We start from the raw sequence: 17631 nt of genomic DNA on the forward strand, positions 1-17631 counted from the left end.
CCGTCTCGGTCTCCAATGCTTTGAAAACCTGTTCGACCGTCGCATTATCCGGTAGGACGGACTTGCTGGACACATCAAATCCGTCCTACCGTATTCCTTGTGAAGACTTCTGCACCACCGCCCAGCGTCACGAGCTGGCCGACCTGTGAGGCGATGAGCCACGCGAGCAGCGGGAGCACGAGCAGAAAGGAGAGGCCGAGCTTGATGGGGATGCCCCCAATACTGCCGACCCGGAAGCTTGGCATACCCGGGGTAGGGCTGGCAGTCCCTTAAGCCCATCCCAGCCGCCGAGTTTACCTCATCGGTGGCCGTACGGAGCGCATGAGCCGACAGGCAGAGGGGTTGCTGCGGCGGGCCGACGACATCGACTACGAACCGGTCGCGGCGGCCGACGGTCTCGAAAAGGGCGTACTCGTCGACGAGGTACGCGGCGCGCCGAACTTCGCCATCCGGCGGTTCACGCTCGCGGCCGGTGGCGAAGTCCCGAAGCACACCAACGATGTCGAGCACGAACAGTACGTCCTGAACGGCGAGTACACCGTCGGTATCGGCGACGAAGAACACACGGTGAGCGCCGGGGATTCGCTGTTGATTCCCGCCGGCGTCGTCCACTGGTATCGCAACGAGGGTGAGGAGGAGGGCGCGTTCATCTGTGCGGTGCCCAACGGCGACGACGCCATCGAACTCGTCGAGGAGTAGTTCGAGCGACTGAAATAGCCCGCTCGCGTAGTTGTGGGTAGTGTCACAGCAGGTTGCAGTCGAGACGCTGTTCGTCCACGGCGTCGGCGATGACTACCTCGTCGCCGTCACGAACGACGACGAGCGGACGCTCTCGGCGCGGCTCGCCCTCGGAACGACCGACGCCGGGCCGCGACCCGCGAAGTTCGCACGCAGACACGACTCGGGCGAGGAACCGCTGCGCCCGGACCGGTTCGTCGACCTCGCACGGCGTGCCGACCGGATTCGGATCTCCGAGCAGACGGGTCGCACACAGCGCGAGCGATTCCAGGAGATGCTCGATGGCTACCAACTCGACGCCAAGACGGTGCGGACCTGCCGGTACTGCGCCAACGTCGGGCGCTACTCGCCGATTACGAGCGAGACGGCCATCGAAGCCGACGGCGAACACATCTGTCCGGACTGTGCGCGCCGCGAACTCGACGGCGAACTCGCCCACCACGACGTGAGTTCGACCGCTGCCGACAGACTACAGGAACTGCTGCTCGACGTACAGGACTTGGAGCGGGTAAAAAACCTGCTGTCGGGCCAACTCGACCCCGACCTCACGAAGTTCGACGAGATGAGCGCCACGACCGAGGCAGTTGACCCGGTGCCCGTCGAATCGCTCGGTCTCCATTCCGGCATGCAGGACCTGCTCGACGACCGTTTCGAGACGCTTCTGCCTGTCCAGAGCCTCGCGGTTCAAAACGGCGCGCTCGATGGCGAGGACCAGCTCGTGGTGAGTGCCACAGCGACGGGGAAGACCCTCATCGGCGAGATGGCGGGTCTCGACAGGCTCCTGCGCGGCGAGGGAAAGATGCTCTTTCTCGTGCCGCTGGTGGCGCTCGCAAATCAGAAATACGAGGACTTCGCCGAGGAATACGGCCACCTCGCCGACGTGACCATTCGAGTGGGTGCGAGCCGCGTCCGGGGCGACGGCGAGCGCTTCGACCCCGACGCCGACATCGTGGTCGGCACCTACGAGGGCATCGACCACGCGCTCCGGGTCGGCCAGGACTTGGGCGATATTGGGACCGTGGTCATCGACGAGGTTCACACCTTGGAAGACGACGACCGCGGCCATCGCCTCGACGGACTCATCGCCCGACTGAAGGGCTACTGTGAGAGAAGCGCGGCGCGAGCGGAACGAGCGCCGCGAAACAGCGAGCGGGGAGGCACGACCCGCGAGCGCGACAACGGGGGGACTGCCGGAACGCAGTGGCTCTATCTCTCGGCGACGGTCGGCAATCCGGGCTGGCTGGCGCGGAAGCTCCGGGCGAACCTCGTCCAGTTCGAGGAACGGCCCGTACCAATCGAGCGCCACGTCACCTTCGCCGACAGTCAAGAGAAAGCGCGCGTGGCGAACAAACTGGTACGGAGGGAGTTCGACCGGAAATCCTCGAAGGGGTTTCGTGGGCAGACCATCGTCTTCACCAACTCCCGGCGGCGGTGTCACGAGCTGAGTCGGAAGTTAGAATACGAGGCCGCGGCCTACCACGCCGGACTCGATTACTCGCGGCGGAAGGCCGTCGAGCGCCAGTTTGCAAATCAGGACCTCGCGGCGGTCGTGACGACCGCCGCACTCGCCGCCGGCGTCGATTTCCCGGCCTCGCAGGTCATCTTCGATTCGCTGGCGATGGGCATCGAGTGGCTCACGGTACAGGAGTTCCATCAGATGCTCGGGCGAGCGGGCCGACCCGACTATCACGACCGCGGCGTGGTTTATGTACTGGTCGAACCCGACGGCAGCTATCATTCGAGCATGGAGGGGAGCGAGGACGAGACGGCCTTCCGCCTCCTCAAGGGCGAGATGGAACCCGTGGCGATGCGATACGACGAAACGAGTGCCGTCGAGGAGGTGCTGGCGAACATCACTGTGGCGGGCGGGGATGCGAAGGCGCTGACCGAGCGGATGGTCGGCGACGTGCCGATGAAACACGCCGTCGGCAAACTGCTGGACTACGGGTTCATCGACGGTCTCTCGCCGACACCGCTGGGCCGGGCGGTGACACGACACTTCCTCGAACCCGGTGCGGCCTTCGGGATGCTCGATGGGATTCGAAAAGGAACTGACCCCTACGACACCGTGGCCGACATCGAACTGCGCGACGAGGAACGTTAGACGGGCACAAGCGGGGCGAGGAACTCGGGTGTGAACGCGATACCGAACACCGACAGGAGCACAACGAGCACCGCGCCCGGCAGCCCGCCGATGGCGACGACCGCGAGCGTGAGCCAGTTGACCTCGACGCCGATGCCGAGCCAGCCGGCGGCGAGGAAGACCAGCAGGCCGACGACCGCGTTGACGATGAGCGGCCGGACCGCCCGCAGGATGCGCGCGGCACCGAACAGCAGGAGGAGCGCGACCGCGAGGACCGCGAGTTCGAGTCCCGTGACCATGCCTATCCCTCGCGTGAGGGCGGTATATGTTTTCCGTACTCCGTCGGGACGGCCGTGTGGGCTGGAGTACGCAGAACGGAAGGGTTTATTCGCCAGCGCGCGTTAGCCGTTCTTGCGGGACCGTGGGTTAGCCTGGTATACTTCGAGCCTTGGGTGCTCGTGACCGCGGTTCAAATCCGCGCGGTCCCACTGTTTTCGTCCGATAGGAACGGGATGGCGACACCGCCGAATCGGCCTCAACGAATAAGTGACCGACGAACGCATTTCGTCCATACAGTGAGCCGCTTGATAGCATTCGTCCTCTCGCAACCGTCGTCTCGTCCTGTCTCGCCGCATCCATGACCGACAGGGAGAGCGAATCCGATGGCGTCCGTCGTCGGAACGCGATGAAGGCGCTCGGCGGCGTCGGGGCCGCGGGGTTGCTCAGCGGTTGCGGTTCGAACATCGACGTACTGCCAGGGAGTGGTTCCGACGACGCGCGCAACGTCGTGTTCATCCACAGCGACGACCACCGCTATGACTTCATGAGCTTCATGGACGCGCCGGGAACGCCCGACTTCCTGGAGACACCGAACATGGACCGCATGGCCGCACAGGGTGCCCATCTACGGAACGTATCGGTCGGGACGCCGCTGTGTGCCCCCTCACGCGCGTCCGTCCTCACCGGCCAGTACGCCAACGAACACGGCGTCGTCGACAACCAGCATCCGAAAACCGACCACGTCCCCTTCTTCCACCGGTATCTCACGGATACGGGCTACGAGACGGCGTACATCGGCAAGTGGCACACCTACCAGCTCGACAGCGCGAAGCCACGTCCCGGATTCGACCATTGGGTCAGCTTCGAAGGGCAGGGCCAGTATTTCGACCCGACGCTGAACGTCGATGGCAAGCGAGTCAAGCGGAAGGGGTACATCACGGACATCCTGACCGAGTACGCCCGCGACTGGCTCGACAGCCGGGACGGCGACAAGCCTTTCTTCCTGTTCCTCGCGCACAAGGCTGCACACGCATGGTTTCGGCCCGCACCGCGCCACCGAAACCGGTACGCGAACGCACCAATCGAGTATCCGGAGACGATGGCCAACACGAAGCAAACCTACGCCGGCAAGCCTGACTGGGTGCGCCGACAGCGCAACGGCGTCCGCGGCGTGAACTACCTCTTCGGTGGGCGGTTCGGCTTCGACGAACTCTACCGTCGCTACTGCGAGACGCTGCTGGCGCTCGACGAGAGCATCGGCACGGTGATGAACACGCTCGACGAGTCGGGGATGGCCGATTCGACGGTGATGGTATACACGAGCGACAACGGCTACACGCTCGGCGAGCACGGACTGGTCGGCAAGCAGACCGCCTACGAGACCTCGATTCGGGTGCCGCTGCTCGCGTACGCACCGGGGACGATTGCTCCCGGGACGGTCGTGAACGAGCAGGTCTCGAACGTCGACTTCGCGCCGACCTTCCTTGAGGCGGCCGACCAGCCGACCCCCGACCACGTGAGCGGACGGTCGTTCCTGCCGGCACTCGTCGGCGGGAAGCTGTCCGGGCACAGGGAACCGTTCTACGAGTCCTACTGGGGTGGCGTCCCGAAGCATCCGACCATGTTCGGGACGCGCCGCGGCCGATACAAATATATCTGGTACTACGGCCCGGTGAAGAACGAACTATACGACCTCCAGGCCGACCCACTGGAACAGCACAACCTCATCGACGAGAGCGAACACGACGACCGCCTCGATGCGATGCACGACCGACTGTTCGACTGGATCGAGTCCGACGGCGGTACCCCGATTCCCCTCCAGCGTGACCGCCGTGGCAGCAACGACCGCAAGCGGCCGCCGAACGCACCGAAGACGATACCGGACGACTTCGGCTCTCGGAGGGGCGGGTAGGCTACCACTTTCACTGCGGATTGGGAAGGTTCTTGAGCCAAAGCGCATTACCCCTCACCAATGGCCCGTGCGGAGAACGCCGACCTGATAGACGACTTCGAGGAGTTCTACCGCAATTATTATCGCAACGACATCGGCGACCTCGCCCAGAAATATCCCAACGAGCGGCGCTCGCTGTTCATCGACTGGAGCGACCTCTATCGGTTCGATTCGGACCTCGCCGACGACTACCGCTCTCAACCCGACCAGCTCCAGGAGTACGCCGAGGAGGCGCTGCGGCTCTACGACCTTCCTGTCGATGTCGGTCTCGGGCGCGCACACGTCCGCATCCGCGGTCTCGACGAACCGACCGAAATCCGCGAGATTCGGGCGCGCCATCGTGGCCAACTGCTCGCGGTGCAGGGAATCGTCAGAAAGGCCACGGACGTGCGCCCGAAAATCACCGAGGCGGCCTTCGAGTGCCAGCGCTGTGGCACCCTGACCCGGATTCCCCAGACCGGCGGCGACTTCCAGGAGCCACACGAGTGTCAGGGCTGTGAGCGGCAGGGACCCTTCAATATCAATTTCGACCAGTCGGAGTTCGTCGATGCCCAGAAGCTCAGAGTGCAGGAGAGTCCCGAGGGTCTGCGCGGTGGCGAAACCCCACAGAACATCGACATCCATATCGAGGACGATATCACGGGGGAAGTGACCGCCGGCGACCACGTCCGCGTCACCGGCGTTCTCCATTTGGACCAGCAGGAGACGGGGCGGGATGCCTCGCCGATGTTCGACGTGTACATGGACGGGGTGACGGTCGAAATCGAGGACGAGCAGTTCGAGGACATGGATATCTCGGAGGCCGACAAGCGCGCCATCGTCGAACTCTCGACGGAGGACGACATCTACGAGCAGATGGTCGGCTCCATCGCCCCATCCATCTACGGGTATGAACAAGCGAAACTCGCCATGATTCTCCAGCTATTTTCGGGCGTGGCGAAGCACCTCCCGGACGGGTCGCGCATCCGTGGCGACCTCCACATGCTCCTCATCGGCGACCCCGGGACGGGGAAATCGGTGTTGCTCCAGTACATCAGAAACATCGCGCCGCGGTCGGTCTACACCTCCGGGAAGGGTAGCAGTTCGGCGGGCCTCACGGCGGCCGCGGTACGGGATGACTTCGGCGAGGGCCAGCAGTGGACGCTCGAAGCCGGTGCGCTCGTCCTCGCCGACCAGGGCATCGCAGCAGTCGACGAACTGGATAAGATGCGCTCGGAGGACAGGTCTGCAATGCACGAGGCGCTCGAACAGCAGACCATCTCGGTCTCGAAGGCCGGCATCAACGCCACGCTCAAATCCAGATGCTCGCTGTTGGGTGCGGCCAATCCCAAGTACGGACGCTTCGACCAGTACGAATCCATCGGCGAGCAGATAGACTTGGAGCCGGCGCTCATCTCGCGGTTCGACCTCATCTTCACCGTCACCGACGACCCAGACCCCGAGCGCGACAAGGACCTCGCCGAGCACATCCTGCGGACGAACTATGCGGGCGAACTCAACACCCAACGGACCGAACAGACCGCGGCGAACGTCAGCCAGTCCGAAGTCGATGCCGTCACCGATACCGTGGCCCCGGCCATCGAACCCGATTTGCTCAGAAAGTACATCGCCTACGCCCAGCGGAACTGCTTCCCGACGATGACCGAGGAGGCAAAGGAGGCAATCAGCGATTTCTACGTCGACCTCCGGGCGGAAGGCTCCGACGACGACGCGCCCGTGCCGGTGACCGCTCGGAAGCTGGAGGCGCTCGTCAGGCTCGCCGAAGCCTCCGCGCGCGTTCGACTCGCCGACACCGTGGAGTTGGAGGACGCAGAGCGCGTCATCGAGATCGTCCGCTCGTGTCTCAAAGACATCGGCGTCGACCCCGAGACCGGTGAGTTCGACGCCGATATCGTCGAAACTGGCCAGTCGAAAACCCAGCGCGACCGCGTGAAAAACGTCAAAGCGCTCATCGGCGACATCGAGAGCGACTACGACTCCGGCGCACCCATTGAGGAAGTGCTCGACCGTGCCGAGGAGACGGGCATGGAGCGTTCGCAGGCCGAACACGAGATCGAGAAGCTCAGACGGCAGGGCGAGGTCTACGAGCCACAGACCGACCACCTGCGGACGACCTGACTGGATTTCCGGGCTACTCCCGCAGGTCGTAGTAGGTCGCCCGCAGCGTCACCGGCGTCACGCCCGCGACGTCGGCCGCCGCCTGCTGGGTGAGGGGATGGTCGCGTTCGGTCGCGGCGGTGTAGAGACAGGCTGCGGCGACGCCGCTCGGATTGCGCCCGCTGGTCAGGCCCAGCTCGTGGCTCTTCTCGACGAGGGCGCGCGCTTCGGTTTCGACCTCACAGGGAAGTTCGAGTTGACTCGCAAAGCGAGCGAGGTATTCGGCAGGGTCGATGGGGCCGGTGGGAAGGCCCAACTCACGATTCAGGGCGTCGTAGGCGGCAGTGAGTTCGGCGCGGGTGGCCTTGGCGACCGTCCCGATCTCGGCGAGCGTGCGCGAGATGGCGTCGGTGCGACAGACCGCATAGACGGCCGCGGCGGCGAACCCTTCGAGCGAGCGCCCGCGCAGGAGGTCGGTTTTCTGTGCGGATTCGAAGAGCACGCACGCGCGGTCACGGACTGACTTGGAGAGACCGAGCGCGCCGATCAGCCGCCGTATCTCCGTAAAGGCATAGACGCGATTGCGCTCGGCGCGCGAGGCGATTTGGGTGCGGCTGTGCTGGCGGCGCAGGCGCGCGAACAGCCGGCGCTTTCGGCCTGTGAGGCGGGTCGAGCGACCGATTTCCGTCGAAAGACCTCGGTCGTGGCGCGAACGGGTCAGCGGTGCGCCCGTCCGTTTCCGGTCCGGGCCGTCCTCGAAGCTGCGCCACTCCGGACCGCGGTCGACGCGGTCCTCGGCGACGACCAACCCACAGGTCCCACAGAACGTTTCCTCGCCAGCGCCGTCCAACCGACCGTTGCATTCCGGGCACGCAGCCATTGAATTCACTATATAGATGAGGAAACCCCCACTATTTAAATTTTTTCGACGTCGGAATTATCGAACAGCGGGGAGAGAAAAACGTCCCCACACCGACCGGTGTTCGCTCGGAGGTCGGACCGAAAATCGGCGGGGACAGTGGGTCAGCGGGCGTCGCGGATGTCCTCGGCGATGGCGTCGAGGTCGTCGTCATCGAGGTCCGGGCGCTCGCCGGCGATGGCGTGAATCGGCGCACCGCCGTCGTCGTCGAACCGGGGGATGATGTGACCGTGGAGATGGGGTACCTCCTGCCCGGCGGCCGGACCGTTGTTGAACGCCACGTTCGAGCCGTCGGCGTCGGCGGCCGCCTCGACGGCGGGCGTCAGTCCGTGCAATGCGGCAAACACCTCGCGGGCGAGGTCCGCCGAGAGGTCGCCGAGGCGCTCGTGGTGGTCGTTCGGCACGACGAGCGTGTGGCCGCGTGCGAGCGGGTTCGCGTCGAGAAACGCCGTCACGTCGTCGCTTTCGAAGACGATACGACCGGGAATCTCGCCGGCGACGATACCGCAGAACGGGCAGTCGTTCGACATACTCGATCCTCGCGTGCGGGGAGCAAGAAGGTTTGGCGTCACTCGACGGCGGCCAGCGTCTCGGTGATGGTCTCAAGGTACGACTCCCGGGTGTAATCGAGCCGCGATAGCCAGACTGCCTGATACGACGGATGCAGAATCGGCACGAGCGTCGTCCCCAGACTCCCGAGCGCGACCGGTTCGAGAATCGAATCGAGAAAGCCGTCGATTGTGCGGTCTTCGGTCGCCAGCAGGCTCGTCGTGGCGTGTTTTCCCGTTCCGATGACGGCACGCGGTTCGATGTCTCGGATTTCACGTTCGAGATACGGTCGGCAGTTCGCCCGTTCTTCGCCCGTGGGTTCGCGGTTCGAACCGTCCTCACCCTCGGGAAAGCACTTGACGGCGTTCGTGAAGTAGAGTTCGTCGTTTTCGAAGCCGAGGTCGGCAAAGAGGTCGCGAATCTTTCGCCCGGAGTGGCGCGCGGTGTAGGCCATGCCCGTCCAGTTGCCGCCCTTCCAGCGGTCGGTTTCGGGCGTGCCAGCACCGGGCGCTTCGCCGACCACCACGAGATCGGCATCGAGAGAACCGTTGCCCCACGAGATGCGTTCGCGGGCGTCGGCGAGCGCCGGGCAGCGCTCACAGCCGGGCGCGAGGACGTTTTTCGAATCGGCATCGGGGTAGTCGGGCATGGTGAATGTGGGGACGGACGGTTTGAGTCCGTTCCGGTCGTGAGGGTTCGACAGGTCGGTCTGCACAACCGAGGCTCCTTTAGTCCCCGCACGGGTAGGCGAGCCATGAGCAGGTTCGAGCCGGTCGCGGACCGATACGACCCCGATGCGGTCGAGGGCCGCGTCTTCGAGCAGTGGGACGAGACCGACGCCTACCGCAAAGCGAAAGAACACCGCACCGACGGCGAGGACTTCTTCTTCGTCGACGGCCCGCCCTATACATCGGGTGCGGCCCACATGGGCACGACGTGGAACAAGACCCTCAAAGACGCCTACATCCGGTATCACCGCATGCAGGGCTACGACGTGACCGACCGGCCGGGCTACGACATGCACGGGCTGCCCATCGAGACCCGCGTCGAGGAGAAACTGGGCTTCGACAACAAGAAGGACATCGAGGCGTTCGGGATGGAGCCGTTCATCGAGGAGTGCAAGCAGTACGCCGACGAACAACTCGAAGGTCTCCAGTCGGATTTCAAGTCCTTCGGCGTCTGGATGGACTGGGAGAACCCCTACAAGACCGTGAATCCCGAGTACATGGAGGCGGCGTGGTGGGGATTCGAACGGGCCGCAGAACGCGGTCTCGTCGAGCAGGGAAAACGCTCCATCACCCAGTGTCCCCGGTGTGAGACGGCCATCGCCAAAAACGAGGTCGAGTACCACGAGGTCGAGGACCCCTCCATCTACGTCACATTCCCCCTTTCCGAGCGCGAGGGCAGTCTCGTCATCTGGACGACGACGCCGTGGACTGTCCCCGCAAACGAGTTCGTCGCCGTCGACGAGGAGGTGACGTATCAGAAGGTCCGCGCCCAAAAAGACGGCCGAGAGGACGTGCTCTATCTCGCCGCCGAGGTCGTCGAGGAGGTCCTGAAGAAGGGCCGATACGACGACTACGAGGTGCTCGACGAACTCGATGGGTCCGAACTACTCGGCTGGGAGTACGACCACCCGCTGGCCGAGGAGGTACCGGACCATCCCAACGGCGAGGGAGTGGGCGAGGTCCATCACGCCGAGTACGTCGAGGTCGACAGGACAGGACTCGTGCACTCCGCGCCCGGCCACGGCCAGGAGGACTTCGAACGCGGGGAGGAACTCGGTTTACCAGTATTCTGCCCCGTCGGCGGCGATGGCGTCTATCTCGACGCGGCAGGGAACTACGCCGGCGAGTTCGTCCGCGACGCCAACGAGGGAATCATCGCCGACCTCGACGAGAAGGGACTGCTGCTCACCGAAGAGACCTATTCTCACGACTACGGGCAATGCTGGCGCTGTGACACCGATATCGTCTTCCTCGCCACCGACCAGTGGTTCATCACCGTTACGGATGTCAAGGAGGAGATGCTCGACAACATCGAGGACTCGGAGTGGCATCCACAGGAGGCCCGCGACAACCGCTTTCGGGACTTCATCGAGGGGTCGCCCGACTGGAACGTCTCCCGCCAGCGCTACTGGGGTATTCCCGTCCCCATCTGGACGCCCGAAGAGTGGTCCGGCGGGATGGACGATGTCATCGTCATCGGCACGCGCGAGGAGTTGGCCGAGCGGGTTGACCAACCCGTGGACCCCGACGAGGTGGACCTCCACCGCCCGACCGTCGACGACCTCACCATCACCGAGGAGGGCACGACCTACACGCGCGTGCCCGACGTCTTCGACGTCTGGCTCGATTCGTCGGTGGCGTCGTGGGGGACGCTCGATTACCCGCAAGAGGAGGGCGACTTCGAGGAGTTGTGGCCCGCCGACCTCATCATGGAGGCCCACGACCAGACCCGCGGGTGGTTCTGGTCGCAGCTGGGCATGGGCACGGCGGCGCTCGGGCAGATTCCCTACGACGAGGTGTTGATGCACGGCTACGCCAACATGCCCGACGGCAGAGGCATGTCGAAGTCCAAGGACATCACCGTCGAGCCACAGGAGGTCATCGAGGAGTACGGCGCGGACCCGATGCGGCTGTTCCTCCTGTCGGTGACGCCACAGGGCGACGACATGCGCTTCTCGTGGGACGAGACCGAGACCATGCAGCGCAACCTCAACATCCTCTGGAACGTCTTCCGCTTCCCGCTGCCGTACATGCGCCTCGATGGCTTTTCCCCGGACGAGACCACTCTCGGAAACGTCGAACTCGAACGGGAGGACGAGTGGGTGCTCTCGCGGCTGCAAACTGTGGAGCGCGAGATGACCGACGAGTGGGAGGCCTTCCGGCAGGACAGCGCGCTACACGCCCTGCTCGATTTCGTCGTCGAGGACGTCTCGCGCTTCTACGTCCAGAGCGTGCGCGAGCGGATGTGGGAGGAGAGCGACAGCCCCTCGAAGCGCGCGGCGTACGCGACCTTCTATCGCGTGCTCCGGGAGGTCGTGGCGCTGCTCGCGCCCTATGCACCCTTTGCCGCTGAGGATATCTATACCACTCTCACCGGCGACGACGAGTTCGATACGGTCCACATGTGTGACTGGCCAGAGCCGGACGCGGAACTGCGAAACGAGCGGCTCGAACGCGAGGTTCGGGTCGCCCGCGGCGTCGAGGAGGCCGGCTCGGCTGCACGCCAGCAGGCAGAACGAAAGCTCCGCTGGCCGGTCACGCGCATCGTCGTCGATGCCGACAGTGAGGTGGTCGCCGAGGCCGTCGGGTCCCGGTCAGAAATGGTCGCTGACCGACTCAACGCCAGAACTGTCGAACTGGTCGGTCCCGACGAGCGCTGGGGAGAGCTGCGCTACAGCGCCAGCGCCGACATGAGTGTTCTCGGACCCGCATTCGGCGACCGCGCGGGCGCGGTGATGACCGCACTCAACGAGGCACGAGTCGAGGAACCGACGCTCGACGCGCTCGAAGCGGCCGTCGCCGATGCGCTCGGTGAATCCGTTACCCTCACCGACGAGATGGTCGAAATCGTCACCGAGACGCCCGATGGCGTCGCCGCCGACACGTTCGACGCCGAGGGCGGCGGCACGGTCTATGTCGACACCGCGCTCACCGACGATGTCGAGAGCGAGGGCTACGCCCGCGACGTCATCAGGCGGATTCAGGAGATGCGAAAGGAGTTGGACCTCGACTTGGAGGCCGAAATCAGGGTCTCCATCGACATCGAGGACGACCGCGTCGCCGAGTTCGTCCGCGAACACGAGCGCCTCATCGCCGAGGAGGTCAGGGCTGCGGCGTTCGGCGATATCGCCGATGGCCACCGTCGTGAGTGGGAGGTCGAGGATACACATGTCGAGATCGCCATCGTGCCCGTCGCGGAGGCGCGGGCGGACTAGTCGAGCGCGTCGGCGACGGCCGGCGCGGCGCTGACGGCGCTTTCGGCGCGCTCTATCGTGTCCGTTCCGTAGACGGCCGCGACGCCGGCGCGGGCGAGGCGGGTGCGGGCGGTGCCCGCGAAGACCGGATGGACGCAGGTGACGAACACCCGGGCTGCGTCGTCGTTGAGGTGCGAGACGGCCCCGGCCATCGTCGAGCCGGTTGCGATGATGTCATCGACGAGCACGGCGTCCCGGTTCGTGACGTCGGCTTCGTGTGGTGTGAGTTCGACATCGTTAGCGCTGTGGCGGGTCTTCTCGAAGTGGTCGGTCTCGCCCGTGCCGTAAGCGTCCCGTGCCGTGTCGGCAAGGCCGCTGGCTCCGGCGTCGGGCGCGATGAAAACGGGGTCATCGAGCGTCGGCAGGGGGTCGGCGAGCCGTCCGGCGGCGTCCACAGTGGCACAGGGAACGTCGAAGAAGTCGCTGACGGATTCCTCGTGAGGGTTGACGGTAAGTACGCGGTCGGTGCCGGTGCTCAGCGCACGGGCGACCGCGCGCGCGGAGACGGGCTGGCCCGGCTCGAACGCTCGGTCCTGTCGGGCGTAGCCCATGTAGGGAATTACAGTAACGACCTCGCTCGCGCCGGCCTCGCGGACGGCGTCTTGAAGCTGGAGCGCCTCGATGTGGGCGTCGCTCGTCGTGGTCGCACAGACGACGATTGCGCGCTCTGCGTCGAAGTTCGGCACCGAAACCTGTAGCTCGCCGTCGGGAAAGCGTTCATGAGATGTCTCGGCGAGTGGCTCGTCGAGCGCCGTCGCGAGCGCGCTGGCGAACGATTGGGAGACCGAGGCGCTGACGATCATGTGTACTCCTGTGACGGCCAGTTAAACGGGTTTTCGGTCCGCCGCGACGAGCGCGTGTGGCTCGCCAACCCCGAGGGGATGGTCGCGCCAGCCGTCGTCGGTCTCGACGAGCAGCGTTCCGTCCCTCGTGACGGCATAGACCTTCTCGGCGTACGCGACGGCGGCGACCGATTTTCGAACCTCGATGGGTTGCCACTCGCCCTCGTGGGCATAGAAGTCGTCCATCGTTGCGGCGTGTGCCCTCTCCGCATCGGCGCTCACCATCGTGAACTCGCCGTCGAGGTCGTCCAACCAGCCGTTGCCGAGGCGATAGAGTCCCGTTGCGGTCGCGGCTCGCGGAACTCCGGTGGTGGCGACGTCGCGGACCGCGTCGAGACCCGTGTACTGGAGGCCGCCGTCCGTGATTCGATAGACGCCGCCGTCCGTGCCGAGCAGGTCGCCGTCGATGGCATGGACCGTCTCGACCGTGCCCACCTCGTGCCAGTCGTCGTCGATTCGGCGTGCGACGGTGCCGTCCGGGGCGGTGGCGACGGGTTCGTCGTCGAAGCCGACCGCCGTCGCCGGGCCGAATCCCGACTCGTCGAGCGACTCGCCGACCAGCACGTCCTCCTCGGTGGCGACGGCCAACTTCTTGTCGAACGCGCAGTCGCGGGCGGGGCGGCGGTCGCGGAGTTCGATTTCGCCCACGCGCTCGCCCGCGACCGCGACGCGGGTGAGACCGATGTCGCTGGCGACGAACAGCGCCGTTGGCTCGGTGTTCGCGCCGTGAACGCGCTTTTCGTCGATGCTGCTCATACGCGGATGCGCACGCCGAACGGCGAAAGCGTTCCGGCGCGGCCGCGCCGACGACTACGGTGCGGTCGCGGAGCCGTCGCGGCGGTTGCGGTCCCTGGCGGATGAAGGGCGAGCGAGCGGCGGGCGGTGCGAACGAAGTGAGCACCGCCAAGCGAACGGGGAGCGAAGCGACCCGTTAGCGGAGCGAGTGAGGGCTTCTGCGGTGCTGTGCGGTTGGCGGTTGCGGGAGCGGTTAGCGGTCAGCATCCGTGCGAGTGAAACGAGCGCGGTTCGCCGTGAGTAGTGAGGGACCTTCGGTCCCTCGGACCATGCGAACGGGCGTTCACGAGAGCTTCGCTCTCGTGCAGCCCATCAGAAGCCTTCGGCTTCTGAGGACGCTCCGCGCCCGTGAGCAGACGACCGAGCGTAGCGAGGGAGCGAGCGGGGGTTTTTGGTCCAGATTTTTGCAAGGGGTTGAGCGCGCCGGAGGCGCGCGACCCCCCGCAGCAAAAAGGTGGGGTTCGGAAGCGATTTGTGAGTCGGGTCCAACCGTTACTCGAATGCAACTGTTCGGGTCGAGTGGGGTTCGCGGGGTCGCAAACGAGGAGGTGACGCCGGAGTTCTGCCTGCGGATGGGGCTTGCCGTCGGCACGGCCGTCGAGGGCCGGGTTGCCATCGGGCGGGACACGCGGGCGACGGGTGCGATGCTCGCCGACGCGACGGCGAGCGGTCTCGCGAGCGCCGGCAACGACATCGACAGAGTGGGCGTGCTGCCGACGCCGGCCCTCCAATCCTATGCCGAGCGCGAGGGCGTCCCGGCGGTGATGATAACCGCCTCGCACAACCCGCCGCAGTACAACGGCATCAAGCTCGTCGGTGCCGATGGCATCGAGTTCGGCGTCGAGCGCTCCGAGTCTATCGAGGAACTCCTTGAGACGGAGGCGTTCGAGCGCGCCCGCTGGGACGAGACGGGAAGCTCCCGACGGGTTGCGAGCGCGCGCCGTGAGTATATCACGGAGGTCGTCGATGCCGTCGACCGCGAGCGCATCAGCGATGCCGACCTCACCGTGGCGCTCGACCCCGGTCACGGTGCGGGCGCGCTGACGAGTCCGGACCTCTTCAGGGAGTTGGGCTGTGAGGTCCATACGGTCAACGCCCAGCGCGACGGGAGTTTTCCGGGCCGGGACCCCGAGCCGATACCCGCAAACCTCGCCGCCCTCGAACAATTGGTGCGGGCGACCGACGCCGACGTCGGCATCGCTCACGACGGCGACGCCGACCGAGCGATCTTCTTCGACGAACAGGGGCACTACATCGAAGGTGACGCGACGCTCGCGGCGCTCGCGGCCCCGACGCTCGAAGCGGGCGATACGACGGTGTCGGCGGTGACGGTCTCCCAGCGTCTCGTCGACGTGGCCGAGCGGGCGGATGCGAGCCTCGAACTCACGCCGGTCGGGAGCACACGCATCATCTCGCGGGTGCGCGACCTCCAGGATGGGGGGATTTCGGTGCCCATCGCCGGCGAGGGCAACGGTGGCGTGCTCTTTCCCGAGTACCGCCTCGCCCGCGACGGCGCGTACACCGCCGCCAGATTCCTCGAACTCATCACTGAAACGCCGGCGAGCGCGGTCGTCGGCGACGTCGGCGGCTATCACAACGTACGGACGACCGTCGAGTACGGGAGCGACGCCGACCGCGAGGCGTTGCTCGCGGCGGCCGAAGCGTACGCCGACGAGAGCGATGGCGAGTTGAACGACATCGATGGCTACCGTCTCGACGTCGGCGACGGTTGGGTGCTCGTCCGTGAGAGCGGGACCGAACCGCTCGTGCGTGTCTATACCGAGGCGCGCACCGAAGCGCGTGCCCACGAACTCGCCGACGGCATCCGCGACCGGCTCGACCGCGCGCTCGATTAGGGACCGGGATGGGCCGACAGCGCCTCGGCGAGGCGCTCGCGGTCGTTTCTGGCGGCTGTGAGGTCTGCCTCGACCGTCCCTTCGGCGAGGCGCTTGCGGTCGCGTTCGGAGAGTTCTTCTCGGGCCATCGCCGCGCGGTGGAGGCGTTCGTAGCGCTCGCTCCGAGCGAATCCCCGGAGTTCGTGGAGCCGTCTCACTACCTCCTCGGGCGCGAACCGCCCGACGACCGCGACCAGCTCGCGCAGCAGGAATCGACACTCCGGGGCGGATGGCGGTGGCCAGTCGATTTCGAGCGCCGTCGCGTCGAGACCGTCGAGATAGCTCCGGTGGACGGCGACGTTCTTCCGGAGTCGGTCGGGTTCGTCGACGTAGTGGGCGAGCTTCGACGGCGAGTAGTCGGCGTAGTCGAGCAGTTGGGTGAGCGGTTCGGTGCCTACAGGACTGGTCTCGACGTACTTGCGGAGGTCGTCCGGTGGTGGCCGGAACGGCACGAGCGGGTACTGTTCGGTGCGTTCGACGAACTCGATGACCTCGCGCGCGCTCGCCTCCCCGCGGAAGCGCTGAAACGCTTTTGCGACCGCTTCGTTGTAGCCTTCGACCATCTCACGGAGGTCCCCGACCGGCGCGTCGAGGTCGATATCGGCGAGCGTGCTGAGGCGCTCCAACTCGGCGATGTCATCGGCAAGGTCGTCGCGGCGGGCGACGACGCGCCGGCGGACCTCCCGGTAGTGCTCGCGGCGTTGCTCGCGCTCGTCGAGCAGCTCGACGCGTTCGGCGACCGGCGCGAGCGCCTCGCGGGCGGCGGCGAAGTCGCTCGACGAGAGGCGGCGCTTGTCGAAGCGGTCGTTGGCGTCCTCGAAGGCCTGCCGCAGGGGCATCTCCTCGTCGAGCGATTCGACGAGTTCGGCGAACGATTCCTGAAACCGAATGAATGCTTCGAAATCGCCCGTGCCGGTGGCGCGGTCTTCGTACGTTTCGAGCAACGTCGTCGCGCGGTCGTGTGCGTCGGCGAGCCCTCCGAGGTCGCTTTCGCCGTGTTCGGCGATGCGTTCGTCGACGTCCTCGTATGCTTCGTGTGCCGCGGCCAGTTCGCCCGCGAGGTCCTCGGCGCGCTCAGTCATACACCGCGTTGGGGTCGAAGACGCGCTCGCCGACGGTCTCGCCGTCGAGCGTGCGGTAGAAACAACTCTCGTAGCCGGTGTGGCAGGCCCCGCCCTCCTGTGCGACGCGATAGAGGAGGGCGTCGCCGTCGCAATCGACCCTGACTTCTTCGACGTGTTGGACGTGACCGCTCGATTGTCCTTTCTGCCAGAGTTCGTCGCGGCTGCGGGAGTGATAGTGGGCGAGACCGGTCTCGCGGGTGCGCTCGATTGCTTTCGGTGAAGCATGAGCGACCATCAACACCTGCTCGGAAGCGGCGTCCTGTGTGACGACCGTCACCAACCCGCTATCGCCGAAATCGAGGTCTATGGCGGCCGATTCCGTCCGGCTCATGGGTCGAACTGGCCGCCTCGCGCGCATAGTCTTTTTGTGTCGGCGG

At 65.7% G+C, this 17631-nt stretch carries 14 protein-coding genes, 1 tRNA gene and 1 pseudogene; 7 read left to right on the forward strand and 9 right to left on the reverse strand.

Annotation, left to right across the window (positions count from 1 at the left end; genetic code table 11):
* Window positions 1-122: 122 nt before the first annotated feature.
* Window positions 123-245 (reverse strand): annotated as a pseudogene (locus tag ACQUQO_RS13175) (metalloprotease); the annotation flags it as partial.
* A 76-nt stretch (window positions 246-321) separates the two neighbouring features.
* Between ACQUQO_RS13175 and ACQUQO_RS13180 the strand changes: the two are divergent.
* Both ACQUQO_RS13180 and ACQUQO_RS13185 read left to right on the forward strand, forming a co-directional pair.
* The gene (locus tag ACQUQO_RS13180) at window positions 322-699 is read left to right on the forward strand and encodes a cupin domain-containing protein (RefSeq protein ID WP_435078483.1); all 378 of its coding nucleotides are present in this window, start codon (window positions 322-324) and stop codon (window positions 697-699) included.
* Window positions 700-739: 40 nt separating this feature from the next.
* Complete coding sequence (locus tag ACQUQO_RS13185; protein WP_435078484.1) at window positions 740-2842, forward strand: DEAD/DEAH box helicase; 2103 nt, start codon at window positions 740-742, stop codon at window positions 2840-2842.
* Here ACQUQO_RS13185 and ACQUQO_RS13190 read toward each other — a convergent pair.
* Window positions 2839-3120, reverse strand: a complete 282-nt coding sequence (locus tag ACQUQO_RS13190) for a pro-sigmaK processing inhibitor BofA family protein (protein WP_435078485.1) — start codon at window positions 3118-3120, stop codon at window positions 2839-2841. The genes ACQUQO_RS13185 and ACQUQO_RS13190 overlap by 4 nt on opposite strands.
* 116 nt (window positions 3121-3236) lie before the next feature.
* Here ACQUQO_RS13190 and ACQUQO_RS13195 point away from each other — a divergent pair.
* The 3 genes from ACQUQO_RS13195 to ACQUQO_RS13205 all read left to right on the forward strand — a co-directional run bounded on the left by ACQUQO_RS13195 (window position 3237) and on the right by ACQUQO_RS13205 (window position 7169).
* A tRNA-Pro gene (locus tag ACQUQO_RS13195) sits at window positions 3237-3309 on the forward strand.
* 149 nt (window positions 3310-3458) lie between these two features.
* On the forward strand, window positions 3459-5012 hold the full coding sequence (locus ACQUQO_RS13200; RefSeq protein ID WP_435078486.1) for a sulfatase-like hydrolase/transferase: 1554 nt from the start codon (window positions 3459-3461) through the stop codon (window positions 5010-5012).
* Window positions 5013-5072: 60 nt separating this feature from the next.
* Window positions 5073-7169, forward strand: a complete 2097-nt coding sequence (locus ACQUQO_RS13205; protein ID WP_435078487.1) for a minichromosome maintenance protein MCM — start codon at window positions 5073-5075, stop codon at window positions 7167-7169.
* Between the two features lie 13 nt (window positions 7170-7182).
* On the opposite strand, the gene ACQUQO_RS13210 is transcribed toward ACQUQO_RS13205, so the two are convergent.
* The 3 genes from ACQUQO_RS13210 to ACQUQO_RS13220 all read right to left on the reverse strand — a co-directional run bounded on the left by ACQUQO_RS13210 (window position 7183) and on the right by ACQUQO_RS13220 (window position 9265).
* Window positions 7183-8040: a transcription initiation factor IIB gene (locus ACQUQO_RS13210; protein WP_435078538.1), complete on the reverse strand. Its 858-nt coding sequence runs from the start codon at window positions 8038-8040 to the stop codon at window positions 7183-7185.
* A 131-nt stretch (window positions 8041-8171) separates the two neighbouring features.
* Window positions 8172-8597, reverse strand: a complete 426-nt coding sequence (locus ACQUQO_RS13215) for an HIT family protein (RefSeq protein WP_435078488.1) — start codon at window positions 8595-8597, stop codon at window positions 8172-8174.
* A 38-nt stretch (window positions 8598-8635) separates the two neighbouring features.
* Window positions 8636-9265: a uracil-DNA glycosylase gene (locus tag ACQUQO_RS13220; protein WP_435078489.1), complete on the reverse strand. Its 630-nt coding sequence runs from the start codon at window positions 9263-9265 to the stop codon at window positions 8636-8638.
* A 105-nt stretch (window positions 9266-9370) separates the two neighbouring features.
* On the opposite strand from ACQUQO_RS13220, the gene ileS reads away from it, so the two are divergent.
* Window positions 9371-12559, forward strand: coding sequence for an isoleucine--tRNA ligase (gene ileS, locus ACQUQO_RS13225; protein ID WP_435078490.1), 3189 nt, complete (start codon window positions 9371-9373; stop codon window positions 12557-12559).
* On the opposite strand, the gene prs is transcribed toward ileS, so the two are convergent.
* Complete coding sequence (gene prs, locus ACQUQO_RS13230; protein ID WP_435078491.1) at window positions 12556-13401, reverse strand: ribose-phosphate diphosphokinase; 846 nt, start codon at window positions 13399-13401, stop codon at window positions 12556-12558. The two genes, ileS and prs, sit on opposite strands and share 4 nt — an antisense overlap.
* Window positions 13402-13422: 21 nt before the next feature.
* Window positions 13423-14196: an HVO_0234 family beta-propeller protein gene (locus ACQUQO_RS13235; RefSeq protein WP_435078492.1), complete on the reverse strand. Its 774-nt coding sequence runs from the start codon at window positions 14194-14196 to the stop codon at window positions 13423-13425.
* Window positions 14197-14735: 539 nt separating this feature from the next.
* Here ACQUQO_RS13235 and glmM point away from each other — a divergent pair.
* The gene (glmM, locus tag ACQUQO_RS13240) at window positions 14736-16091 is read left to right on the forward strand and encodes a phosphoglucosamine mutase (protein WP_435078493.1); all 1356 of its coding nucleotides are present in this window, start codon (window positions 14736-14738) and stop codon (window positions 16089-16091) included.
* Here the strand turns inward: glmM and ACQUQO_RS13245 are convergent.
* Together ACQUQO_RS13245 and hisI are read right to left on the reverse strand one after the other, a co-directional pair.
* The gene (locus ACQUQO_RS13245; RefSeq protein ID WP_435078494.1) at window positions 16088-17212 is read right to left on the reverse strand and encodes a DUF7118 family protein; all 1125 of its coding nucleotides are present in this window, start codon (window positions 17210-17212) and stop codon (window positions 16088-16090) included. The two genes, glmM and ACQUQO_RS13245, sit on opposite strands and share 4 nt — an antisense overlap.
* On the reverse strand, window positions 17205-17585 hold the full coding sequence (gene hisI, locus ACQUQO_RS13250) for a phosphoribosyl-AMP cyclohydrolase (RefSeq protein ID WP_435078495.1): 381 nt from the start codon (window positions 17583-17585) through the stop codon (window positions 17205-17207). Before hisI ends, ACQUQO_RS13245 begins: the two co-directional genes overlap by 8 nt.
* Window positions 17586-17631: the final 46 nt, after the last annotated feature.

Origin of the sequence: Halococcus sp. AFM35 (assembly GCF_051195015.1) — an archaeon.
GTDB lineage: Archaea > Halobacteriota > Halobacteria > Halobacteriales > Halococcaceae > Halococcus.